Annotated in this window: 16 protein-coding genes; 10 read left to right on the forward strand and 6 right to left on the reverse strand. The window is 69.6% G+C overall.

Annotated elements, in window-relative coordinates; all coding sequences use genetic code 11:
- Positions 1-302 precede the first annotated feature (302 nt).
- On the reverse strand, positions 303-707 hold the full coding sequence (locus AC08OV_RS14410) for a YccF domain-containing protein (protein ID WP_476612606.1): 405 nt from the start codon (positions 705-707) through the stop codon (positions 303-305).
- A gap of 527 nt (positions 708-1,234) precedes the next feature.
- Here AC08OV_RS14410 and AC08OV_RS14415 point away from each other — a divergent pair.
- From AC08OV_RS14415 to AC08OV_RS14425, 3 genes are all read left to right on the forward strand, one after another.
- Entirely contained in the window at positions 1,235-2,614 is a 1,380-nt protein-coding gene (locus AC08OV_RS14415) for a cystathionine beta-synthase (protein WP_476612613.1), read from the forward strand.
- A 38-nt stretch (positions 2,615-2,652) separates the two neighbouring features.
- Positions 2,653-3,831, forward strand: coding sequence for a cystathionine gamma-synthase (locus AC08OV_RS14420; protein WP_476612605.1), 1,179 nt, complete (start codon positions 2,653-2,655; stop codon positions 3,829-3,831).
- Positions 3,832-4,061: 230 nt separating this feature from the next.
- Positions 4,062-5,051, forward strand: coding sequence for a hypothetical protein (locus AC08OV_RS14425; protein WP_476612604.1), 990 nt, complete (start codon positions 4,062-4,064; stop codon positions 5,049-5,051).
- 495 nt (positions 5,052-5,546) lie between these two features.
- Here the strand turns inward: AC08OV_RS14425 and AC08OV_RS14430 are convergent, their stop codons facing one another.
- Both AC08OV_RS14430 and AC08OV_RS14435 read right to left on the reverse strand, forming a co-directional pair.
- On the reverse strand, positions 5,547-6,491 hold the full coding sequence (locus AC08OV_RS14430) for a hypothetical protein (protein WP_476612603.1): 945 nt from the start codon (positions 6,489-6,491) through the stop codon (positions 5,547-5,549).
- 1,351 nt (positions 6,492-7,842) lie between these two features.
- Entirely contained in the window at positions 7,843-9,528 is a 1,686-nt protein-coding gene (locus AC08OV_RS14435; protein ID WP_476612602.1) for an acyl-CoA dehydrogenase family protein, read from the reverse strand.
- 1,350 nt (positions 9,529-10,878) lie between these two features.
- On the opposite strand from AC08OV_RS14435, the gene AC08OV_RS14440 reads away from it, so the two are divergent.
- Positions 10,879-14,748, forward strand: coding sequence for a diguanylate cyclase domain-containing protein (locus tag AC08OV_RS14440; RefSeq protein WP_476612601.1), 3,870 nt, complete (start codon positions 10,879-10,881; stop codon positions 14,746-14,748).
- A gap of 179 nt (positions 14,749-14,927) precedes the next feature.
- Here the strand turns inward: AC08OV_RS14440 and AC08OV_RS14445 are convergent, their stop codons facing one another.
- Entirely contained in the window at positions 14,928-15,329 is a 402-nt protein-coding gene (locus AC08OV_RS14445) for a hypothetical protein (protein WP_476619778.1), read from the reverse strand.
- 502 nt (positions 15,330-15,831) lie between these two features.
- Here AC08OV_RS14445 and AC08OV_RS14450 point away from each other — a divergent pair.
- Positions 15,832-16,593: an SDR family NAD(P)-dependent oxidoreductase gene (locus tag AC08OV_RS14450; protein ID WP_476612599.1), complete on the forward strand. Its 762-nt coding sequence runs from the start codon at positions 15,832-15,834 to the stop codon at positions 16,591-16,593.
- Positions 16,594-16,636: 43 nt separating this feature from the next.
- On the opposite strand, the gene AC08OV_RS14455 is transcribed toward AC08OV_RS14450, so the two are convergent.
- Together AC08OV_RS14455 and AC08OV_RS14460 are read right to left on the reverse strand one after the other, a co-directional pair.
- Positions 16,637-16,900: a hypothetical protein gene (locus tag AC08OV_RS14455; RefSeq protein WP_476612598.1), complete on the reverse strand. Its 264-nt coding sequence runs from the start codon at positions 16,898-16,900 to the stop codon at positions 16,637-16,639.
- A 22-nt stretch (positions 16,901-16,922) separates the two neighbouring features.
- Positions 16,923-17,999 (reverse strand): thioesterase domain-containing protein, encoded by a 1,077-nt coding sequence (locus AC08OV_RS14460; protein WP_476619780.1) that lies wholly within the window; start codon positions 17,997-17,999, stop codon positions 16,923-16,925.
- A gap of 241 nt (positions 18,000-18,240) precedes the next feature.
- Here AC08OV_RS14460 and AC08OV_RS14465 point away from each other — a divergent pair, with 241 nt between their 5' ends.
- The 5 genes from AC08OV_RS14465 to AC08OV_RS14485 all read left to right on the forward strand — a co-directional run.
- Positions 18,241-18,369 (forward strand): hypothetical protein, encoded by a 129-nt coding sequence (locus AC08OV_RS14465; protein ID WP_476612597.1) that lies wholly within the window; start codon positions 18,241-18,243, stop codon positions 18,367-18,369.
- A complete protein-coding gene (locus tag AC08OV_RS14470; protein ID WP_462188875.1) occupies positions 18,366-18,866 on the forward strand; it encodes a hypothetical protein in 501 nt (166 codons plus the stop codon). Before AC08OV_RS14465 ends, AC08OV_RS14470 begins: the two co-directional genes overlap by 4 nt.
- A gap of 335 nt (positions 18,867-19,201) precedes the next feature.
- Positions 19,202-21,082: a hypothetical protein gene (locus AC08OV_RS14475; protein WP_476612596.1), complete on the forward strand. Its 1,881-nt coding sequence runs from the start codon at positions 19,202-19,204 to the stop codon at positions 21,080-21,082.
- A 208-nt stretch (positions 21,083-21,290) separates the two neighbouring features.
- Positions 21,291-22,454 (forward strand): TAXI family TRAP transporter solute-binding subunit, encoded by a 1,164-nt coding sequence (locus tag AC08OV_RS14480; RefSeq protein WP_476612595.1) that lies wholly within the window; start codon positions 21,291-21,293, stop codon positions 22,452-22,454.
- A gap of 86 nt (positions 22,455-22,540) precedes the next feature.
- Positions 22,541-23,958: serine/threonine-protein kinase (locus tag AC08OV_RS14485; RefSeq protein ID WP_476619779.1), on the forward strand; the 1,418-nt coding region annotated here is incomplete at its 3' end.

Raw genomic sequence — 23,958 nt, forward strand, 5'->3', positions numbered from 1 at the left:
TGTCCACGATGAGTTCACCTACCTCCTCGGGATCCCCAGGGGTTTCCGCCTCACCCTAGCCTGCGCGCACATTCCACACCATCGAATCTACTACACCATTGTAGGCCTGCTGCCGCCTGCGGAATGCTCCGATCTGCGAGCGACGCTAGATATGAGACCGGTATAAGCACGTATGCGATGCTGGCGACGCTACCGGTGGAGCGGGACGCCCTAGTCGATCATGCTGTTGTGATCATGCAGCCGGCGTTCTGTTCGCGCGACGGCGCGGCACGGTCCGAGCGCGCTCGACCTGCCGCAGCGGCTCAGAATGCCGCGCGAGCTCCGACGGCGGGGGCGTCGACATCCACGATCTCCTTACCCAGGGGCAGCAGCGAGACCGGGATTAGTTTGAAGTTCGCCAGCCCGAGCGGGATACCGATGATGGTGAGGCAGAGTGCCAGGCCGGTGGTGAGATGTCCCAGTGCCAACCACCAACCGGCCAGAAGGATCCACAGCACGTTTCCGACCAGAGACGCCCCGCCAGCGCCGGGTCGGTCGACAATGCGCCGTCCGAACGGCCACAGTGCGAAGTTCGCCATCCGCAGAGCGGCGATCCCGAAGGGGATCGTGACGATGAGAATGAAGCACACGAGCGCCGCGAGGGCGTAACCGACGGCGAGCCAGAAACCACCGAATACCAACCAGATAACGTTGAGCACAAGGCGCATGAGCTGACCCGCTCTCTCTCCCGATCCGACACCGGGATCTCCGACACCGGGATCGTGGTGAACGCCGATGGCAAGCCTGCCGGGAACATCGACGCCACTCCTGACGCCACTCGTCGATCAGCCGCCACTCGTCGATCAGCACCGAACTTTATCGTACCAATCGGGCCCAGGTCGTCCGGGCGCGGTCGTCCGGGCACGGTCATCGGAACTCGCGATGACGCACCGTCAGGTACACCACGACGATCTGCCCCCGGGATGCCATCGCAAACAGAGTGGATGCCACGCGGCCCGGCACGTTCCGGCCCGGCTCGCTACTGTCGTGGCAGCAGTCCATGCCGGCATGTCGCGTCCGCACGAACGCAGGTGACGTACGCCGCCGCCGGGCACAGGCAGCGTCCCGGCCACGGTCGTCGGTATCCAGGAGGTGATCCGGTTCGGGCAGCTCAACCGGCTCCCGCCTGCCGTGGACACGAGGTGTTGCCCCGGTTACCTCTCTCGAGAGCGGAAATGATGCGCGGATGACCGATATGCAGGCATTCGACCACGTGATCGATCTCGTCGGAAACACACCGCTGGTCCGGATCACACCGACGATCGAGACGACGCCGGCGCCGGTGCTGGCAAAGCTGGAGTACCTCAATCCCGGTGGATCGGTGAAAGACCGGGTGGCGCTGACCATGGTCTCCGCCGCCGAGGAGGCCGGGCTGCTTCCGCCTGGTGGGACCATCATCGAACCTACCAGCGGAAACACCGGTGTCGGTCTGGCCCTGGTGGCGGCCCGGCGGGGCTATCGCTGCGTGTTCACCATGCCTGACAAGATCAGCGAAGAGAAACGGGCCGTCCTGCGCGCCTACGGCGCCGAGGTCGTCATCTGCCCGACAGCAGTGGCACCCGACGACCCCCGCTCCTACTACTCGGTGGCCCGCCGGCTCGTCCGCGAGACTCCCGGTGGTTGGAGCCCGGATCAGTATTCCAACCCGAACAATCCCGCTGCGCACCACGCTACGACCGGGCCGGAGATCTGGCAGGCCACGAACGGTCGCGTCACCCACTTCGTCGCCGGCATCGGGACCGGCGGGACGATCAGTGGAGTCGGCCGTTATCTCAAGGAGGCGTCCGGCGGAACCGTGCAAATCGTGGGCGCGGATCCGGAGGGTTCGGTCTACTCCGGTGGCAGCGGCCGGCCCTACCTCGTCGAAGGCGTCGGGGAGGACATCTGGCCGACGACCTACGACAAGACGGTCGTCGACCGGGTGGAGGCGGTCAGCGACCGCGACTCGTTCCTGATGACGCGCGAGCTGGCCAGGAAATGCGGGCTGCTGGTGGGCGGGTCAGGCGGACTCGCGGTGGTCGTCGCCCTCCGGGTTGCTCGCGAGCTCGGCCCGGACGACGCCGTCGTGGTCCTGCTTCCGGACTCCGGCCGCGGATACCTGTCGAAGATCTTCAACGACGAATGGATGTACGAGTACGGCTTTCTGGAGCCGCCGTCGAACGAGCCGACCGTCTCGGACGTCATGCGGAACAAGACCGAACAGACCAGTGGTCCCCCCGATCTGGTGCATGTCCACCCGGCCGAGACAGTCGGTGCCGCCATCTCCTACCTGCGCGAGTACAACGTGTCGCAGATGCCGGTGGTGCGGCACGAACCGCCCCTGCGGGCGGCGGAGGTCGCGGGTTCCGTCATCGAGCGGCATCTGCTCGCGGCGGTCTTCGCCGACCGGTCCGCCATCGACGATCCGGTCGCCGATCATCTGTCGCCGTCGCTTCCGATGGTGGGTACCGGCGAGCCACTGGCCCGGATCGTCGCGGTGCTCGGGGACGAACCCGCGGTGCTGGTACACGACGAGGGTAATCCCGTCGGCATCCTTACCCGTGCCGACCTGCTGAGTTTCCTGGCCGTCCGCTAGATCGGCACCGATCATTGAGGAGGCCCTAGCGTGGCGCCATGCCTATGGAGCAGCCCGCTGAGGGATTCGAGACCATCGCGATCCATGCCGGCCAGGAGCCCGATCCCGTCACGGGAGCGGTGGTGACGCCGATCCACCAGTCCTCGACGTTCGCCCAGGATGGCGTGGGTGGGCTTCGGAGCGGTTACGAGTACAGTCGTTCGGCGAATCCGACCCGTACCGCGCTGGAGACCTGCCTCGCCGCGCTGGAACGCGGGACGGTCGGCCTCGCTTTCTCCTCCGGCATGGCGGCGACAGACGCCCTGCTGCGAACTGTCTGCCGGCCCGGAGACCACGTCATCATCCCGGCGGACGCCTATGGCGGCACCTACCGGCTCATTGCCCGGGTGCTCGCCGACTGGGGCGTCGACCACACCAGCGTCGATCTCACCGACCTCGATGCGGTGCGAGTCGCGATCCGTCCGGGCACCACGCGGCTGGTGTGGTGCGAAACCCCGACCAATCCCATGCTGTCCATCGCCGACATCGTCGCTCTCTCGTCGCTGGCGCATGACGCGGGGGCGCTGCTAACGGTCGACAACACGTTCGCCTCGCCCTACCTGCAGCAGCCACTGACCCTGGGTGCGGACGCGGTGGTGCATTCCACGACGAAGTATCTCGGTGGCCACAGCGATGTCGTCGGCGGCGCGCTCGTGGTCGGCGATCCGGACCTGGGCGCCCGGCTACGATTCCTGCAGAACGCGGCCGGCGCCGTCGCCGGCCCCTTCGACAGCTGGCTGGTACTGCGCGGTGTCAAGACGCTCCCCATTCGGATGGACCGGCACTGCGACAACGCTCGGCGTATCGCGGCCGAGCTCGCCACGCACCCCGCCGTCGGGACCGTCCGCTACCCGGGTTCGACCGGGCATGCGGGTCACGGCATCGCCGCGAAGCAAATGCGTGACTTCGGGGGAATGGTCTCGTTCACCCTTCGGGCCGGCCCCCGCGCGGCCGTGGAGGCATGCGGCCGGACCAGGCTGTTCACTCTCGCCGAGTCGTTGGGTGGGGTGGAATCCCTGATCGAACATCCGGCGAGCATGACCCATGTCTCGGTGGAGGGCTCGCCGCTCGCGGTACCCGCGGACCTGGTTCGGCTCTCGGTCGGGATCGAATCGGTGGACGACCTCGTCGCCGATCTGCACCAGGCGCTGCGCGGGCTTTCCGACAGATCCGCGTAGCCCGGCCCCGATTTCGGGAGTGGCGGCTTCTGGCACACGCACCCGGTACGGAAGGGCGAACCAGCGAAAAAAGTCTAAACCTTAACCCACAGCGGCGACATAGCGCCCCGTACCCGGTTATCGTGACCTTACTGTGTCGAGACCCTCGGGCGGAGAACAGCAATGGTTGCGCGTGCGCATACGCCGGACATGTGCCCGGTCCGCCAGGTCGCGATCGTCAGGAGTACCATATGGACGCCTCGACGGACCGCCGAACGATCATTACCACGAGCGCGCTACTCGGCGTCCTCGGGCCCGCCGAGGCGGTCGGCATGACATCCACGGCGGTGGACAGCCGCGCGGCGCTACACCAGGTCGAGACCGGTCTGGAGACCCTCGCCCGCCGCTGGGAGACCACCGCACCGGCCGACCTGGTCGAGCGCCTCGCGGCGCTGGAGCACCATGCGCAGACGATCGGCCGATGGCGGTTGGGCCCAGCCCTGCGCCGGGACTGGATACGAGCGCATGGCCGGATTCTTCTCATGACCTCCGTGGCGCAGAGTGACAACGGCATGGCCAGGCCGGCCACAGTCTCGGCGCGGGCGGCGCTCGTCCTCGCGAAACATGTAGGAGACGCGACGACTGCTGCCCACGCCGGAGTCGTGTTGGCTGAACTCGCCGCTTATTCCTTCCAGAGCACCCGCGACGGGTTGGCGCTGGCGCGGGCGGCCCAGGCCACGGCACCACACGCGCACACCGCGATCCTGGCGATGACCACCGAGGCGCACATCATGGCCGCGTGCCACCTGCCTACCGACGATATCGTTGCCGTGCTGCGCTCAGCGGGATCGGTCGCGGCAAAGCTCCCGGCAGGTGCGGTGGGCTACAGCCTGGACGGTATCCATCCTGGGTATCTGCCGACATTCGGCGGTGCGGCACTCGTCGCCGCCGGCGCATTGGACGAGGGAAATGAGCGGCTGAGCGAGGCAGCCGAGCTGTTCAACCGTTCCCGGGCGTCCGGTGCTCTCGCCGCCGTCCGCCTTTACCAGGCATCCGCGGCGATGCACGCACGCGAGCTGGACAAGGCCGAGATCCTCGCGACCAGAGCGCTCGCCGCATCCGCCGTGCGGCCGAGCAGTTGGCTGTCGAACGGAATCCTCTTTCTCGCCGAACGCGCCCGCAGCCAGGGCGCGGACTGGTCCGGACTCGTCATCCAGGCCCAGGAATGGTCCCCACTCTGATCGCGTCGTTGACGTCCGGGGGCGGTCATGACGTCATCCGCCGGCGCGCCCCCTGCGCCGGAGCCTTCCACCGGGACACCGGCGCACGGCGCCCGATCAGCCGTGCCAGCCCTAGCCACAACACCGCCGACCGTGAGGGCGCGGCGTCGAGCCCAGGGACGCACACCGGCGCGGAGTCCATGCAGCAGCAGCAGGCCAGCAACAACCATAATCAGAACGACCAACGGCGACAAGATGTTGGAATAATGCAGTTCATTCGACGGGTTGAGGTTTACGGATTTCTGCAGGGCAGTGTTCGAGGAGATCGGCAGCGGCGGCGGTGTCGCCTGAGCGAGAACGGGATAAGAAATAGGCACGGCGGTACATTATCGGGTGGGCGACAATGAGAACCGGGCCGGTGGAGACGAAAGTGCTTCGGCTCGCCCCCGCGGTCATCGCCTTGGTCGCGGCCAGCCGCGCCGGGTCCACGCCGACGGGCTGAAACGCCGGGCCCGCTCAGGGATCCGCGCACATCGCGGCGTCAGCCCGTTGCTTGGAGCCGAACAGGTCGGGAATCACCACAATCGGTTCGGGACCTGCCGCCGGGCCGCAGTCGTCGCCCCGGCCGTCCGCCCTGCCGCCCCCGGTCGGACCGGCCTGCGCGGGTGGTCCGGGATCAGTCGACCCGCTCCCGGGCGCGGGGAGCAGTCCGCCGGCCGGCCGCGCTTCCGACGGGTTCGACGACGGACGCGGCGCGGTCCGACGGCCGGGCACCGAAGGGTGCAGTCTCCTGTCCTCCGGATCGGGTCCGAAGGCATCCGTCCGATCCGATGCGGCGGGTGGAACCGATGACACCCGCCACCCGCCGTCGGCCGACGGCGGGTGCGTGGGCGAAGACCGGGGCCATGATTCGACGAAAGGTGCGGTCGGATCCCCGGGATAGTCGGGATGGTCGGGATAGGCCGGGTGGGCCGAATCAGCGGCTCCGGCCGGCCTGGCGGGATGGCCGAGCCTGGCGGAGGAGGGCGGGCCCCCGGCGGAATCTGGATCGCCCGAAGGGGCGACAAGGCGTGGCAACGTCCGTGCTCCGTCCGTTCCCGGGAGGCCGGGAACGGGGTGGACGGGGTCGGGGTAGGTAGACCGGGCCGGGAAGGACGATCGGCTCTGCTCGCGGCGGCCCGCCCACCGGTCGTCGTCCCGATCGTCATCAGCCCTGGCCCGGACGAGCCGATCGGACGACGGTCGATCGGCCTGGATCAGCACGTCGCCCGGGGTGGGCCCGCCGGGCGCGGCGAGCCCGAAGGCGATGACCGCGACCGTGAATCCAGCCGCCGCGACCGCGCCGCTTCGCCGCCGGTCCAGAATTCCGGCCCAGCCAACCCGCCCACGCAGGATGCCTGCGACACCGATCAGCATCACCATCACCGCAAGCAAAGCGATGATCATCGCAACCGCCGACATCGGGGCCCCCAGGTCGCAGCATCAGCACGAGAACCCGAACCGTAACTCGCCGAAAGTAACGAGACGAATACCAGAACGTCGTGTCGCCCTCCGCGTACCCGGAAAAGTGCGGCAGCCGACGGCCTCGAGCGAGAACGATCAGCCGCCCGAGGTGACAGGCTGCTCTGCATCGAGGGACTGCTCTGCTACGACGGGCCCAATGAACCGGCCGCCGTGCCGGCCAGCTGTCCGGTCGCCCTAGGCGAGCCCTCGTTCGTGCGCGGCGGAGCGGACGGCGACCCCGTCCCGGCCGCCGATGGTCCGGCCGCCGACGGTCCGGCCGCCGATGGTCCGGCCGCCGATGGTCCGGCCGCCGGCCTGGAGACGGACCGATCCCCCGGTTCCCTCGGTTGCCGCGACGCCCCCGCGCCGCGGCCCGCACCACTCGATCCAGATGATCCGGGTGAGGGGCGACCGCCGTCGCGTGGTGTCGGGGCCGTGCTGGCTCCTCGGTCGGACCCGGCATGGTCGCGCCCGTCAGGCTTCTGACCGGTGGTTCCGCGACCGCCGACGGTTTCCCGGTCGTCCCCGCCGGTTTCCCGGTCGTCTGGGCGGGTGTCGGGCCGACCATGCGCCGGCGGCGGGGTTCCCGTCGGCCGGGTTCTCGGCGGTGACGTCCCGGACGGTGACGTCCCCGGCGAGGGCGTCCCGGACGGCGTCGGCGTCGGCGTCGGCGGCGGCGGCGGCGTCCCCACCTGCAACGTCCCTACCTGCAACGTCCCCGACGACCGGCCGCCCGCGGGCGACGCCCACGGCGGCCAGGTGTCCCAGGTGGGAGGACGCGACTGCCGGGGTCCGCCGCGGTCATCGGACGGCGCCGGACGATGTGCGGCCCTGTCCGCCTCCGGGTCCCGATCCGCGTCGGTGTCCGCGGGCAACGTGGACCCGGGCTCGGCAGACGTCGCGGATCGCACTGAAAGTGGTGATGCTGGCGTGGACGGTGATGGGAGAGTCGGTGCGGGCAGGATAGCCTGGCTCGCGGGCAGGTCCAGATCGTTGCCGTCGCCGACCCCGACTCCTCGGGAGGCGAGCAGCCCGAAAGCGACGAGCGCCGCGGATCCCGCGCCGGCAACCGCGCCGGCCGTACGGCGGTTGGGGATCCACGCCCATTCCGCGCGTCCCCGCACCAGGCCGAGCACGCCCGCGATCAATATCAGCCCGGCAACAGCCAAGCAGAAGAACACCATGGAACCCTCCAGGGCGCAGTCAGCCTCCACCCTAGGGGCACATCCCCCACCTGATGGCGCAGCGTTGATTACGGAGAGTTTCTAGTACCTATCCGCCAAGGTCAGGAAACACCGAGCGAATCATCTCAGGCGCCCATCGGTGGAATTCTGCCGAGAATGTTTGGCACATCAGCGGCATCAGGCAGGGTGCCGAAAGCCAGTCCCCCCTCACCGGCGACTCTCGTGGCGCAGAACGCGTCGGCCACGGCGCCCGGGGCGTAGCGCACCAGCAAGGAGCCCTGCAGGACGACGGCAAGTCGCTCAACGATGCGCCGGGCGGCGAACTCCGCGTCCTCGGACCGGTCGAGGACACCGCGCAACCGGGCCCAGGCCGCGTCCAGCCTGCGGTCCGCGCCACGTGCCGCGTCGATCTCCATGGCGAAGGCGGCGAGGCTGGCCGGTTCCCGGGTGACCGCGCGCAGCACGTCGAGCGCGTTGACGTTGCCCGAGCCCTCCCAGATACCGTTCAGTGGCGCCTCGCGGTAGAGCCTCGGCATCCCGGACTCCTCCACGTAGCCGTTACCTCCCAGGCATTCGAGCGCCTCGGCGGCCAGCGCCGGGGAACGCTTGCACACCCAGTACTTCGCGACGGCGATCGCCAACCGTCTGAACGCTCGTTCCTGACGATCGCCACGGGCCGCCCGGTCAACCGCGCCCGCCACCCGAAGCACCAGGGTCGTCGCGGCCTCGGACTCCAGGGCGAGATCGGCGAGCACATTGCGCATCAGCGGAGCATCGATGAGTAGTCTCCCGAACGCGCGTCGGTGACGTACGTGGTGGGCGGCCGCCATGACGGCCGCACGCATCCCCGCCGCCGAGCCGAGGCTGGCGTCGAGCCGGGTCATCGCCACCATCTCGATGATGGCCCGGACCCCTGCGCCCTCCTCGCCGACCAGCCAACCGACCGTGTCGTCGAACTCCGGCTCGCCGCTGGCGTTACTACGGTTACCGAGCTTGTCCTTCAGCCGCGCGATCCGAAAGGTGTTGCGGGCGCCGTCCGGAAGCACCCGTGGCACCCAGAAGCAGGACAGGCCACCGGGGGCCTGGGCCAGGACCAGGAAGACGTCGTTCATCGGGGCGCTGGTGAACCACTTGTGCCCCCGCAGCCGATAGGTCCCGTCGCCCGCCGGCGTCGCCGTCGTCGTGTTAGCACGGACGTCCGAGCCACCCTGCTTCTCCGTCATGCCCATGCCCGCCAGCAGGCCGGCCTTGCCCTCGGGTGGGCGCAAACCCGGATCGTAGACGCGGCTGGTCAGCAACGGTTCGTAGCGGGCGGCGAGCTCCGGGGCGGCGCGCAGCGCCGGCACCACGGCGTAGGTCATCGACACCGGGCACAGATGACCCTGCTCGACGGTGCCCCAGACCAGGATGTCCGCGGCGCGGGCGACATGGGCGCCGGGACGCGGGTCGGCCCACGGCGCCCCGGCCAGGCCCTCCCGTACCGCGACATCCATCAGGGCGTGCCAGGAGGGATGGAAGTCCACCTCGTCGACGCGAAACCCATAACGATCATGAGTGCGCAGTTGCGGCGGGAACCTGTTCGCCTCGTCGGCCTGGCGGGCGGCCTCCTCGGTGCCGGCCAACCGACCGAGTCGATGCAGATCGTCCGCATGCCAGCCGGCCCCCTCCCGCGCGAGGGCCGCCAGTAGCGCCGGATCGGCCGCCGCATCGTGCCCCACGAGGGGCGGAGGCTGGTTCGTCACCTCATGGGTCCGGGACGAACACGTCCCGGGAACCGCCGTTGTCCGGTTGACGGTGGTCGGCGAGATCATCGGCCCTCCTCTCGGCCGGGCCGCACATCGGCCTCGACAGTGCCGCACATCGACAGTGCCGCACATCGACCGGGCCGCGTTCGAGCGGGACCGTATCGAGCACGGCCCGTCGGCACTGGTGTGAAGCGTGCCACTCCTGGCCGCGTCGGACCAGTCGCATCGCGCGCTCTCGCCGGATCCACGGGCCGTGTGCCCGGTGGGGCCGTGCGGATCACGGCCGTACCGAAGAAGATCCGCTCCCGCGGCGAAAGCCCACGGCGGACCAGAAACGATCCATGCCGGGTGCCCTGAACAGGTGGGCTGTTCCCGGCCGGCGTCCGGCTATTGCGCCCAAAGGTGTTTACACATTCGGTATCCAACGCCGGGACGATGTCGTCGCGCCCTGATGTCCGGGCACCGGGCCGGATCGAGAACCGGGTAATCGACCGGTAGCCACGCCCAGGCGAAGAAATCCGCACGCTCCGGCCCACCCGAGGCGCGGTGAATCTCCGGACCGCCGTCCGGGCGAGAATGCCGTTTCCCGTTAAGCCAGCCACCGGCGGAGCGGATCGGAAGCAGCCGACGCACCGCTCGGCCAAGCCGCCCCGCGCCCTGTCCGACGCCTCGACGAGGAGCCGGCGAGGCGGGCAGGGGCGGTCACGCGCTCCTAATTCACCCGGCGGTCCCGCCGCCGCGAAGCCCCGCCGGCTCGAGCAACGCACGCGGTGACCAGATGATCATCTTCCGCGATACTCGATCGGGCTAGACCGGCCGGGCGTTACGGAGAGTATTGAATAATGCCGAAGGGAACGAGAAGCATGCGGGGGCCGGTCGCGGAAGGTACCAGCATCACAGCTCCCCAACCCCGACCGACAGCACCTAGCGTTATATATAGTAACCCATAGTCGAGTTGATGCCGCCCACCGACCGACCATCCAAGCCTTAAAGTATTCGGAACGACACTTATAGTAGTCGAATCATCTTCGTTCGGCAATCTCCTCCATCCCGCGGACGCGCCGGGTCACCCAGCCCAATACGCCGGTCCGTGTCGGCGCAAGCGGTGGAGTTCTGTCACGGGCGACGGCCGGTGAAACTCGTGGCACAGATACTCGTATGCTCACCCACTACCGGGATGATTCGACGGCACGGAAAACAGAAAGTCTTCACTCACGGTAAGATCCGTCGAGTCCGGGCACGGTTGTCGGACGGGGCATATAGATGATCAGAGGTGGCCGAATCAGTGGGCGGCAAGCGCCCGGACGAGTCACGGCCGCAATCAGAACCTCAGCGGCCCGGGCCGGATCGCGACTCCGGCGGCGATTCATCCACCCACTGATCGTCGGACTACTCACGGTTGCGGTCCTCGGTACCATGGCAATCTGGACGGGCTCCGATCTGCTGAGCCGGGAGAAGATAGACCGCCTCAACGAACGTTCCCAGCTGGTCGAGCGGCTCGCGCAGTGGGCGGCGATCGTCGACAACCCGGCGGCTATGCAGTCCGCGACCGATCGGACGCCCTTCCAGCCCGGTGACCCCCTGGGGAACGAAGCCCTGCTCCCGCAGCTCCAGATCGCCCACTCCGGCGATGTCATCCGGGTGGTTGCGCTACTCGACACCGCGGGCCATACCACGGCCTCCTATCCACGGGGGAACTCCATAGTCCCCACCGACCTGGGGCAGGCCTGGTCCGCTGCCTGGTCCGGGGTTCCCGCCGTGTCCCCCGTCTTCGCCCTCCACGATGGCCGCGTCAGAGCAACGGTGGTTCCCGTCGGCCGTCCGCGGCCCTGGGCCGTCCTGGTCTCCGTGTCCACCGAGGAGTCCAACCTCCAGGTCACCAACGGGATCGCGGCCCTGCTCGGGATCGGCCGGGGCAGCATGTCGACGGTCGGCCCGGACGGGGTACCGATCGCCTCCACCGAGCCGGGCATGCTGGGTCGGCAGGTCCTCTCGACCGCCGATCTCTCCCGCTCCCACGCCCAGCGTGGCGGTGCGCGGATCTGGGAGACGACCGAGAACGGCAAGAGGATCACAAACATCACGGCGGTGCAGCCGACGACGGGGTACCTGACCTACTTCCGGCAGGCCACGGACTCGCTGAACGCCGACCTCCGGGCCCGACGAAACCAACGGAATCTGACGTTACTGGCCATCGCGCTGATGTCGGTCCTGAGCATCATCTTCGTCGGCCTGCTGCGGGAGGCGGCGGCTCGGCGCTCCCGGGCCGGGCTGTGCGCGTTGTTCGCGGCGGCCCATGACATCGTGCTGACAACCGACCTCACCGGACGGCTCACGTTCATCAGCCCCGCGATCTTCCCGTTACTCGACCATTCCCGGGAGGCCTGGCTCGGGCGCAGGGTCGCGGATCTGGTGCACCCGGACGACGCGCACCGACTCATACGACTGATCGAAAACCCCGCTGCCGGTTCCCTGCTCAACATTCGGATGACGGCGGCGAACGGCACACCCCGGTGGTTCGACATCGCGACCCGCCGCCTGTCCACCCGGGACGGATCCGGCGAGGTGCTGATCACCTGCCATGCGGTCGGTAAACGGAAGCAGCTGTTGGACCAGCTCGGCTATCAGGCGCGCCATGACGTACTCACCGGGCTGTGTAACCGGGCCGCCTTCGAGGAGCAGCTCGAGGATGCCCTCGCCGCGGCTGCGGGCGTCGCGGTCCTGTTCATCGACCTCGACAGCTTCAAGCCGGTCAACGACACCTTCGGCCACGCGGCCGGCGACCGGGTGCTGCAGGTCATCGGTGGACGGATCCGAACAGTGCTGGGCCCCGACGATGTCGCCGGGAGGTTCGGCGGCGACGAGTTCGGGATCCTGCTGCGGCGCGCGAACGAAATTGCCGCTCGCACCATGGCTGGTCGGGTCATCCGCACGGTACAGGAACCGATCCTCGTCGACGGCTACGAGGTCTGCGTCGCCGCAAGCATCGGAGTAGCGCTGGCCGTCAGCCGGCCCAGCCATTCCGGGCGGCTGCTGCGCGCGGCCGACGAGGCCATGTATAAGGCCAAGCAGGCTGGTCCGGGACGATATGCCATGGCGGACCCCCTGGCGGCCGAGACCACCACGGTGGAGCCCGCGGTAACCAGGCCCACCGCCGTCCAGTGCACGCCGGCCGAGACCGCCACACTCGAAGCGCCCGCACCGTCCGCGCCCGTGCTCCTCGCCACTGACCGGATCACGCCGCGACCCCCGGTCATCCGACCGCGCTCGATGTCCTTCCCAGCCTTACCCAGATCCCCAGGCCCGTCCAGATCCCCAGGCGCATCCGGATCGTCACCCGCGGGCCGGACCGGGCATCTGCTGTCTCCTCGACGCTGGCGGACAACCGTGCGCGAGCAGCTGGGGCGAGCCATCCCACTGCTCGTGCTGGGGACCGTCATCCTGGCTGCCACGGCGGTCACTCTGGAGATCGAGGATGCCAACCGGCGGCAAGACGAGGCCCAGCACATCGCCGAGGCTCACTCCCTCGTCCTCCGTCTGGCCGAATATGTCGCGGACCTGGGCCAACCCGTGCGCCTGATCGACCCAATCTCCAGGCTTCCCTGGTCGCTGACCGAACCCGCCGTCGACCAGCGGGTGCTGGCCTCGGTCTCCCGGTCGGCGTTCGCGGGCCCCGACACCGTTCTGGCACTGGTCGATCTCGACGGCAGGCCGACGGCGGCCCAACCCACCGGCGCAACGATCCCGTTCCCCCCGCGGGACCGGATCTGGGCTCTCGCCCGCACCAGCGGAATCAACATCCCTGTTTTCCACCTGGGCGATCGGGTTCGGGCGTACAGCATCGTGCCGATCGTGCGGGACGGACGCAGCGCCGCGTTCCTGGTCATGGGTAGGCCGGGAGCCGGGATGCCGGGAGCCGAGATGGTCCGCATCTTTGGCGGCGGAGGCACCGGGACGAGCGGCACCGGAGAGGGCACCCGGATCGTCATCGTCGACGAGACCGGGCGCATCGCCCTGTCCGACGATCCGTCCGCGGTCGGGATCGCCATGACTGACGGCACGGAGCTGCGGTCAATCAGGCCAGGCCAGAGCCGGCGGGTGACGATACGCAACGGCGACGGTCACGTCGCCGTTGCCGCCGCAATCCCCGGCCATCCCACATGGGGGTACCTCATCCTGCAACAGGACGGCCCACTGCCGCGCGACCCGCGAGACAACCATGCCGTCGGCGATCTGCTGCTGCTCGGCATCGTGGCCGTCACGTTCTCAGGCCTGACAAAAATGATCTTCCGGGGAGAGCAGGCGGTCCGGCGCGACCGGGCGCGGCTGCAGACCCTGGTGCACGAGTCGCACGACATCATCGTCAACCTGGACCGTGCGGGCCGGCCGACCTTCATCAGCTCGGCGGTCGAGAGCCTGCTCGGCTACCCGGTCGAGGCCATGATCAGGCTGCCGCTCATCGACCTGGTCCATCCCGAGGACCAGGCGGCGACGCGGGCCTTCCTCGCGGACCGGCAGTGTGGTGGACCGGGGTCCCTTCTGGACGTCCGCATGCGGACGGTCAACGGCGGCCATCGCTGGTTCGACATCGAGGCCAGCGCCTGGCGGCCCGCGTCCGGGCCGGGCCGCTTCGACGGTGGTGTCCTGCTTACCTGCCACGAGATCAGCGAACGTCGTCAGTTGCAGGAGCAGCTACGGAAACGTGCCACCCACGACCCGTTGACCGGCCTGCCGAACAGGGCGGCGCTTACCGAATTCCTCGATCAACTGGCTCGGGAGCAGACTCCGTTCGCGGTTCTGCTCATCGATCTGGATGACTTCAAACCGATCAACGACACGTTCGGTCACCAGGTGGGCGACGATGTGCTGTGCACGGTCGCCACTCGGTTGGCCAACGTCCTCGCCCCGGGCCCGTCGGCGGCCAGCGCGGGACCGGTCGAGACGATCGGTCCCGCGCTGATCGGCCCCGAGACGATCTGGCCGGAAGCACGTGCCGGGCAGGCGTTCCGACTCGGCGGTGACGAGTTCGTCATTGTGCTGCCCGGGGCCGCCTCCCTGACGATGCGCCAGACCGAGCAGCGGGTGCGCGAGTTCATCGAGGCGCCCCTCACCGTGGCCGGCAACACCCTTGTGGTCAGAGCGACGATCGGCCTGGCGTCCTCGCAGGCCGTCGGGGGCGCCGGCTCGCACAGTCCCGAGAGCGTGGTCCGGCATGCCGATGCGGACATGTACGAGGCGAAGACGAGCGCCCGGGCCCGACGTTCCATCTCCCCCGCGGCGCGATGACCCCCGCAGCCTCCGCCAGCCTGGGACGCTGGGCGACGTCAGCCGGCAGAGCGGGGCGGATCCATGCTGAGGAGGTCGCCGGCGCGGTGCGATGGCTCTGCTCACCCGAGGCTTCCTACGTCATCGGAGCAATACTCGACGTGACCGGTGGGCGGTGACCATGTGCCACCGGGCACCGGTTATCGGGCACCGCCCCCCGACAGCCGGTAAATAACCAGCGCCTCGGGGTGCTGTCGGGCGTGGCGGGCCACGGCTCGTCGGTAGGAGCCGGTGGCCCACCGCATGGTCCAGGTCACGCCGACTAGATCAAGCAGGGTTCCGAGGCGCCGGTTGAGATCTTCCCGGGCCTCCTCCTCGGCGATGCGGGCAGCGTTCATCACGGTCTCCACGCCAAACGCGTAGTGCATTCCCGCGGTCCACCGTGCCCAGCTCGACCATCGATCCGGGGCCGCGATGAGCACGAGGTGCGCGTCGAGCTTCGCGGCAAGGTCAGCGGCCAGCAGGACATCGGCCATATCCGACAAGTCTCCGATACGAAGACCGACGACGAGATGACGCTCCGTCCGGACCTGCGAGTCCACTTCGGTACGCTCTGCCCGTTCCACGCTTCCTCCCGCGTTTCCTTTCTCCCGAGGCCCTCGGTCGCCCTGTCGACGTGCGCGGGATTGTCGCGCTTCACAGCCGGTGATGTCGAAGTGACCGACACATCGTCAGTACCCCCTCGACCCACAGATCACATGTTCCGGAACGCGTTTGCCGGCAGCCTGGTATGGCCGGCTGCCGGATAATGCCGATGTTGCCGGATCAACGTTGGTCGTCGCCCGCCCGGTCGTACCGGTCGATTGTGACCGCGCCCACCGGAAAAGGGAAGAGCCTCGCCGTATTCGACGCACGCACATGCTCTCGGGACGGACCATCCGCCAGATGCACAGCGCGCCGAACGCCTCCGCGTACGGGAGGTGATTTGTCGGCACCTGGGCCCGGAACCTGCAAGGATGGCGGCGCGGGAAGCCCGGGTCACTCGCCGGCCCGGGATAGGATCCATGATTAGGCGCGCGCCGCTTTATCGTAAAGGAGCATGCTATGTCCATATTGGACCGGTTCCGGGTGGACGGCCGGGTCGCCGTCGTCACCGGGGCGTCCTCCGGTCTCGGGGTGGACTTCGCCCGGGGCCTGGCCGAGGCCGGCGCGGACGTGGCCCTGGGCGCCCGCCGGGCCGACCGGCTCACCACCACCGCCGAGCTCGTGGAGAAGGAGGGCCGCCGCGCCCTGCCGGTCGCCACCGACGTCGCCGACCCCGCCTCCTGCGAACACCTCGTCGCCGCCGCGATGGAGACCTTCGGCCGGGTCGACATCCTGGTCAACAACGCCGGGATCGGCACCGCCGTCCCCGCGCTCAAGGAGACCCCGCAGCAGTTCCGCTCCGTCATCGACGTCAACCTGGGCGGCTGCTATTGGATGGCGCAGGCGGCGGCGCGGGTCATGCGACCCGGCAGCAGCATCGTCAACATCTCCAGCGTCCTCGGCCTGACGACCGCCGGCCTGCCGCAGGCGGCCTACACGGCGAGCAAGGCCGCCCTCGTCGGCCTCACCCGCGATCTGGCCCAGCAATGGACCGGCCGGCGCGGCATCCGGGTGAATGCGCTGGCGCCGGGTTTCTTCCGCTCTGAGATGACCGACCAGTACCAGCCCGAGTACCTCGAGACCCAGTCGGCGAGGATCCTCCGCGGACGCATCGGTGAACCGGAGGAACTGACTGCGGCGCTTCTCTTCCTGGCCTCCGACGCCGGCAGTTTCGTCACGGGGCAGACCCTCGCCGTTGACGGCGGTTTCACCATCACCTGAGCCCTCCGTCCATATTGTCCGGCTCGCCGGAAAAACCCGCCAATCAGGTCTCGAGCGGCATGAGTTCGGCGGCGAAGGCGTCGAAGAAATCCGGCCATCCGCCGGGCGTCGTGACCGGATGAAAGACGAACTTGCTCATCCCGGCGGCGAGATTCTCGGCGATCAACGAGCGCGCCGCGTCCCGCCCGGCCGGAAGTAGCCGCTCCGGGATGACCTGCGGATAGCGCCGCCGCAACGCCGCGAACGCCTCGTCGAACACCTCCCCGCGGCGCCCGTCGGGTACGGGGCAGGAACGGCGGAACGCCATCGACCCGGCGACCCCCAGGAGATCAGACCCGGCGGCCGTCGATGCCGGGCACCGTCGCCAGCTCGTGGCGCAGTTCAGCCAGCATCCCGGCGACCAGCGGTTCCCGCAGGACGCCGCGGTGGTCCCCGCCGATCCGGCGGATCGCGGCGGGTCCGGTCAGGACGCCCCGCCAGGCCTCGATCTCGTCGTGGTCGTCGGCGAGCCAGACCGCCGTCCGGCCATCGTAGGTGCGGGGGCGGTAGGTCATCGTCAGGATGCGCCCCTGGTTGTAGAAGACGTCGTACTGGTGCATCCCCCGGAAGCGGACCACGCCAGCAAGCGGCAGCTCGACGAGCTGGCGCAGGCGGTCGACCATCACCCGCGGGGTCAGCGTAGGCCCGTCGTCGGCGGCGAGTGGGCCGATCCCCCGACCGGCGTCGGGCGGCGCCGGGGAGTCCGGATGCGCTCCCTCCAACTGACTGGTCGGCACGATCGCCCCGGATCGGGTCAGCCGCGAGGTACCCGGCAGGTAGGTGTCGATCAACGCCAGCAGGCCGACCTCGTGGCCCGCCTTCCGGAGGACCTGCGCGACCTCGAACGCGATCAGTCCGCCGAAGGAGTGCCCGGCCAGCAGGTAGGGACCCGTCGGCTGGAGAAGACGGATCTCCCCCACGTGCCGCCGGGCGGCGGCCGACACCGACCAGTCGGGGATGCCCCGCCGTTCCAGGGCGTGCGCCTGCATCCCGTAGACCCGCCGTTCGCCCGCGAAGTACCGGGCGAACGGGAGCAGACCGATCGCCGGCCCACCGGCCTCCGGGAAGCAGAACAACGGGGTGCCGGAACCGCCGGGCGTCAGCGGCATCACGGTGGGATGCCCGACGGACTCGCTCTGCCGGGCGGCCCACACCTCGGCGAACGCGGCGGGCGTCGACGCCTGGACGACCACGGAGCTCGGCAGCCGGACCCCGAACTCGTCGCACAGGGTCGCCACCAGCTCCTGCGCGGTCGCCGCATCACCGCCAAGGGCGGTGAAGTCGTCATGCAGACCGACGGTCTCGAGGCCGAGCACGCGGGCCCACAACAGGGCCGCGGCCACCTGATACGGATCGGCCGCAGACATGCCCGGCAACGACATCACCCCACAGGACTAGGCGAAGAGCACATTGAACACCACCGGTCAAGATCATCGATACGCCGGCCGGGCGTTCGCGGGAACCCGTGATCGAGGCCCACGGCGGTGAGCCTGGTCCCGCCGGTCGGCCCACTCCCCGGTGGGATGGCCGGTTCCCCTATGGGGTGACCCGTCCCCGTCGGGCATTGACGGCTCGGCGTCGGGCGCTCACCGTAGACGTGTGGGTGATGTGGGCAGACCGGAACGGATCGTCGAAGACGAGCCGATCAGCTTTCCCGACTCCGAGCCGCTGACCATCCCGGTCCCGGCCACGCCGGAACCGGACCTGGAACCGGACCTGGAACCGGTTCCCGGGTGAGCCTGCTCGGCTGGCGGCAGTGGGCGGTGGACGCGCACGGCCAGCTACGCCCTGCCTGGACGCCGTGGTCGCCGTTTCCACCCGGGCTACTGCTCTGGCGCGCCGACGGCATGACCGAGGCACATTGCTTGCGCACCCGCCGGCCGGACCGGGACGTCGAGCCCGGCGAGCCCGGCGCGGGCCACGAACGGGTCCCGGACGAGCACTGCGCCTGCGGCCTGTACGCCTGGCGGGACCCGAGCATCCTGGCCGCCGCCCGCCCGCCCCGCTGGACCTCCCTGCCGTACGTCGTCGGAGTGGTCCGGCTCGGGGGGCGGGTCATCGTCGGTGAACGGGGCTATCGCGCGGAGCGTGGCTATCCCGTCGCCGTGCTTGACCGCGACGGCGTCGTCTCCGACGACTACGCCGTCGCGCGCTATCGCAGCTGCGCCGCGTTGGTGGCGGAATGGGCGGATCCGAGCGCCACGTCCCGCGGCCAGGACCGGGCAGCCGGGTAGTACCGCGCGCCGCACCAGAACGGCCCGGACAGCCGAACACCGGGAACCGCCGGAACCTCGAGAACGACCGCCGCCTCGAGAACGACCGCGGTCCCGGGAACGACCGCGACCGCCGGCCCGGGAAACCGGCGAGGGTTTCCGCACCCGGCCGAGGAACTCTCCCTCGGTGGGTATCTCTCCCCGTGTCGTATCGCGGGTAGACCGTTACCCCACACCGCCAAATAGTCACGCTATGTAGCCATGGAGGCAATCGGGGCGACTATGGTCGTGAACGCCCCGTACATCCCGTCCGCAGGGAGCGGATCGGGGTCGACGGGCACACGAGGGGGGCCGTCGTGACGCAATCCGAAACCGCAGGAACCGCCGGAGGTATCTCCGATCGCGGCACCGATCATGCTCCCGGCCACGGTGCACACCCGGCGCCGGCGATCCGGTCCTGGCGGATCCAGGTTCCTCCGCCGCTGCTGGTCGCGGTGGGATACCTGGCGGTGGCCGTCTGCATCTTCCACTCCGCCTGGGGGAATCTCGGGAACGTCTCCTACGGCGGCAACGACGCCATGCTGTTCGCCTGGTTCCTCGGCTGGACGCCGCACGCGCTCGCCGACGGGCTCAACCCGTTCCTGACGCACCACATCAACGTCCCCGACGGGGCCGACGTCCTGTGGAGCACACCCGTGCTCCTACTGGGCGCGCTGGCCGCACCGATCACGCTGCTGGGCGGCCCCGTGACCACGCTGACGGTGCTGCTGACCCTGGCGCCCGTGATCAGCGGATTCGCCCTGTTCTGGGTGCTGCGCCGATGGGTACGCCCGGGACCGGCGGCGCTGGCCGGCCTGCTGTACGGCTTCGGACCGTACATGATCGGCGCGTCCTATGGTCATCTGCATCTGACCTTCGCACCGTTCCCGCCGGTTCTCCTGCTGCTCCTCGACGATCTCGTGGTCCGCGGGCGGGGGCCGCGGACCACCGGCGTCCTGCTCGGTCTGGCGATCATCGCCCAGGCGCTGATCGGCGAGGAGCTGCTCGCCACATCCGCGCTGGCAGCCACGTTCGGTCTTGTGATCCTCGCCGTACATCATCGCGATCGGATCCGATCGCGGCTACGACCGGCCCTGACCGGCCTCGCCACGGCCGGCGGAGTCGCCGCGGCCGCGCTCGCCTGGCCGCTGGGCACCCAGTTCCTGGGTGCCCAGCGGATCCACGGCTCGATCCAACCCGATGGAATCGCCGTGACGGATCTGCTGACCTTCGTCACGCCGACGCCGATGCAGGCCGTCGCCCCGGACGGCGCGCTGCGCCACAGCCTCGGTTTCACGGGGAACGCGGTCGAGGTCAGCGGTTATCTGGGCGCTCCACTGATCGTCCTGATCATCGTGGTCGTCATGGTCGTCGTCACGACGGGCGGTGCGCGCCGGCCTCCGCTGGTCGGGGTGTTCGCTCCCCTCGGCGTGGTCATGGCCGTGCTCTCCCTCGGCGGTCACCTGCATGTCGACGGCCAGGACACCGGCGTTCCCCTCCCGTGGCTGCCCCTTCAGCACGTGCCGGTGCTCGGGAACGCGTTGCCCTCCCGCCTGGCGTTATACGTGATGATGTGCGCGGCCATCGTGGTGGCGACCGGGCTCGACCGGCTGCCGTCGAACCGGACGGCGCCCGCCGACCTGGACCCCGGACGGGGGATCCCCGCTCGGGCCCGGACCAGGACCGTCCGGGTGGGAGCCGGCGTGCTGACACTCTCTGCCCTGGTGGCGCTCGTCCCCGCCCCGATGCTCACCACGTCGATGACGACGCCCGCGTTCTTCACTGGTGACGGGGTGACCCTGATTCCGGAGGGTGCCACCGCACTCGTCGTCCCCTTTCCCCATCCCCAGAACGCCGAAGCCATGCTGTGGCAGGCTAGGGCGAACTTCCGGTTCGTCATCCCCGGCTGCTACTGCACCGTCCCCGGGCCCGACGGCCGGGCGGCGTTGCACAGCCCGCCGGACGCGCTGACGTCCGCCCTCATCGACATCGACAACGGCGCGACGACCGCCGCTGCCATGTCGGGATCGCCGCGGCTCCGGGCGGCCTACAAACGGCTGGCCCCGGACGCCGTCGTGCTGGGACCGGCGCGACGGACCGCCGAGCTACGCACGCTGCTGCGCGAACTCGTCGGCGCGGCTCCCCGCCGGGTCGGCGAAGTCGACCTGTGGCTCCCAGGCCGGGAAGCCGGGCGTTGACCTCGTCACCGGTGCCCCCGTGTCGTCCACCGGACAAGCCCGAAGGCCCGCAGGGAATCGCGCCCCGGAAGAGTTTCCGAGAAGCTGGCAGCCGGGCGCTTTACCACCGCACCCCGGCCGTGAACCTGCTCTGCCGATTCCTCTACGATTTCCCGCATTCCGCGACCATGGTCGCCAGTGATCCACATCCCAGAGCGGAGGATGCGCGGTGTCGACGGACCAGCCGGCCGGGTCCCGGCCGGAAAGGCTGACCCGACGGCAACGCCTCACCGTGGTGATCGGCGTGGTTCTCGCCGTCGCCGTCGTCACTTCGGTCGTTGCCACGTCCAATCGTTCCAGGGCGGCCGCCTGGCCGCCGACGGGCCGATCCGCCTGTGCTTCGGTACAGATCTTCACCGGCAACGTCGGGTCACCCTATAATCAGTTTGCCCGGGTACTGCGGACCCGGCTACAAGCCGCCCCGGAACGCTTCGACGTGGACGTCGTGGAAACGGCGGGTTCCACGGAGAACATCTATGACCTGGAATCACCCGACAGCCGCGTCTGCGGGTTGGCGATCGCGCAGCTCAATACGACAGTCGACGCGGCGGCGGGGGTCAACCAGTTCGAGCCGAACCGCGGTGGCCACCCGGTGGCGGGTCTGCGCACCCTCGGCCCCGTCCATCAGGACCTGCTGCACGTGATCGTGCGCGACCCCACCAGCAGGTCGGATGACGTCGACATCACCCGCTTCGCTGATCTCTGCCATCGACCCATCGCCGCCGGCCGGCCGGGATCGGGGGTCCGGCAGATCAGCGAGGTGCTCCTGCGGGTGGCCCTGTCCGAGGACTGCCGCGGCGAGCTGGACGAATCCTCCATCGACGAGGCCCTGCGCCGCCTGTCCGCCGGGAAGGTGGACGCGGTGGTCTGGGCGGGCGGAGCCGGAACCCGGCAGATCAAGAACGCCATCGCCGGTGGCGCCAGGCTGCGCCTGCTCGACCTGTCCAGTTACCAGGACGGCATCACCGCCGACTGGGACCAGTTCTACCGGTCCCGCGGGCACTTCTTCGCCGGGCCGGTCTTCGGCACCGGAAGCCTCGGGCCCGACGACTACCGGGAGATCCCGCCGGTCCGGACCGTCACAATCCCCAACGGCCTGCTCGCCCATGCGGACGCCGATCCGGTACTGGTCAGGCGGGCGACCGCCGAACTGTTCCGGGATCCGCAGGACTACGCAGAGGCGCTGTGGGGCGACAACCCCGGGGGACGGACGGTCCCGGACGCGCTGTCCGTCTACGAAGGACCGCTTTTCTGCTATATACCGTTGCATCGGGCCGCCACGGAATACTACGTTTGGAGATTCCGACGCCCACCGGGCTGTGGCGCGACGTGACAGCGCCACCAACGTGACAGCGCCACCAACGTGACAGCGCCGCCGGGGACAGTGCTGCCGGGGACAGGGACGCTCGAGGACCAGCCGTGCTAAGACCACTGAACGACACCGACCCGCGGGTGATGGGGCCCTATCGCCTGCACAATCGCATCGGCGCCGGCGGCATGGGCGTTGTTTACCTGGGATTCGGGCCGGACGACCAGCCCGTCGCGGTAAAGGTGCCGCACGAGGTGCATGCCAGTGACCCCGAGTTCCGTGCCCGCTTCCGTTCCGAGGTCTCGGCTGCCCGGGACGTGCAGGCCGACACCGTCGCCCGGGTGATCAGGGCCGAGGTGGACGGGCCGAAGCCCTGGCTCGCGACCGAATACGTGGCGGGCCCCACCCTGCACGCCGCCGTCCAGGAGAGCGGCCCGCTCACGGGCCGCTCTCTGGATGGGCTCGCGATCGGTCTCGCCACGGCCCTCGAGGCGATCCACACCGCTGGCGTGGTGCATCGCGACCTCAAACCGGCGAACATCGTGATGTCCTGGGCCAGTCCCAAGGTCATCGACTTCGGGGTGGCCCGGTCGGCCGACTACACCGGCTACACCCAGGCGGGCGAACTCGTCGGGACCGTGGCCTGGATGGCCCCCGAACAGATCAACGGCCAGCAGGCGGGATCGGCCGCGGACGTCTTCGCCTGGGGATGCTGCGTGGTCTTCGCCGCGACTGGGCGACGTCCCTTCCGCGGCGAGGCGCCGGAGATCGTGGCGCTGCACATCAGCTCGACCGAGCCGGAGCTCGACGGCGTGCCCGAGCGGCTGCTCGGTCCCGTTCGCCGCGCCCTGACGAAGAACCCCGGGCACCGGCCCTCCGCCGGCGAGCTCGTCCGCCTGCTCACCCAGCGGCTCTCCCCCGGGGAGACGGCCGACGCCAGCAATGGCGTCCCCCCGGTCACGGCCGCGGAACCGAACCGCGAGCAGACCCGGCCGACCCCGAATCCCGGCCCGCCGGCAACCCCTCCCCCCAAACCCTCACCCGTCCCGACGCCGCCATTTCCCCTAGCCGGGCCCGCGCATCCTTCGCGTCCTTCCCGTCCTTCACGTCCTTTCCGGTCCTCGTCACGGTCATCGGTCCTGACCGCGCTGCTCACCCTGACCGGTCTGGCCGCTGCGGCCGGGGTCTGGGCCGCTGGGACCGAGCGGACCGGCCATGCCGTCGTTGGACCGGTGGCCGCCACGATGATCGGCCTCATCTGCGGACAAATGACCTTCCTGAGTGACCGCCGGATCGGCGTCCTGACGACCGTGGCCGCGGCGGTGAGCGGGTCGGGGGCCGGTCTGCTGCTCGCGCGCGTCCTGGATGTCGACGAGCCGAATCGGGTACTGCTGTCGGTTGCCGGCGCCCTGATCGTCGCCACGGCCTTCGCGGGCGCCATGGCGCCGTCCCGGCCGGCCCCGGGGGGTCGGCCCGGAACCGACGGGCCGGGCGGGCCGGGCGAGCCGGTGGGGGCACACCGGCTCCT

The sequence above is a fragment of the Frankia sp. CeTa3Moorea genome (assembly GCF_978021225.1).

Coding starts and splice junctions, on each gene's coding strand:
- AC08OV_RS14410 (WP_476612606.1), bottom strand. CDS start 707: ATGCGCCTTGTGCTCAACGTTATCTGGTTGGTATTCGGTGGTTTCTGG.
- AC08OV_RS14415 (WP_476612613.1), top strand. CDS start 1,235: ATGCAGGCATTCGACCACGTGATCGATCTCGTCGGAAACACACCGCTG.
- AC08OV_RS14420 (WP_476612605.1), top strand. CDS start 2,653: ATGCCTATGGAGCAGCCCGCTGAGGGATTCGAGACCATCGCGATCCAT.
- AC08OV_RS14425 (WP_476612604.1), top strand. CDS start 4,062: ATGGACGCCTCGACGGACCGCCGAACGATCATTACCACGAGCGCGCTA.
- AC08OV_RS14430 (WP_476612603.1), bottom strand. CDS start 6,491: ATGTCGGCGGTTGCGATGATCATCGCTTTGCTTGCGGTGATGGTGATG.
- AC08OV_RS14435 (WP_476612602.1), bottom strand. CDS start 9,528: ATGATCTCGCCGACCACCGTCAACCGGACAACGGCGGTTCCCGGGACG.
- AC08OV_RS14440 (WP_476612601.1), top strand. CDS start 10,879: ATGGCAATCTGGACGGGCTCCGATCTGCTGAGCCGGGAGAAGATAGAC.
- AC08OV_RS14450 (WP_476612599.1), top strand. CDS start 15,832: ATGTCCATATTGGACCGGTTCCGGGTGGACGGCCGGGTCGCCGTCGTC.
- AC08OV_RS14455 (WP_476612598.1), bottom strand. CDS start 16,900: ATGGCGTTCCGCCGTTCCTGCCCCGTACCCGACGGGCGCCGCGGGGAG.
- AC08OV_RS14460 (WP_476619780.1), bottom strand. CDS start 17,999: ATGTCTGCGGCCGATCCGTATCAGGTGGCCGCGGCCCTGTTGTGGGCC.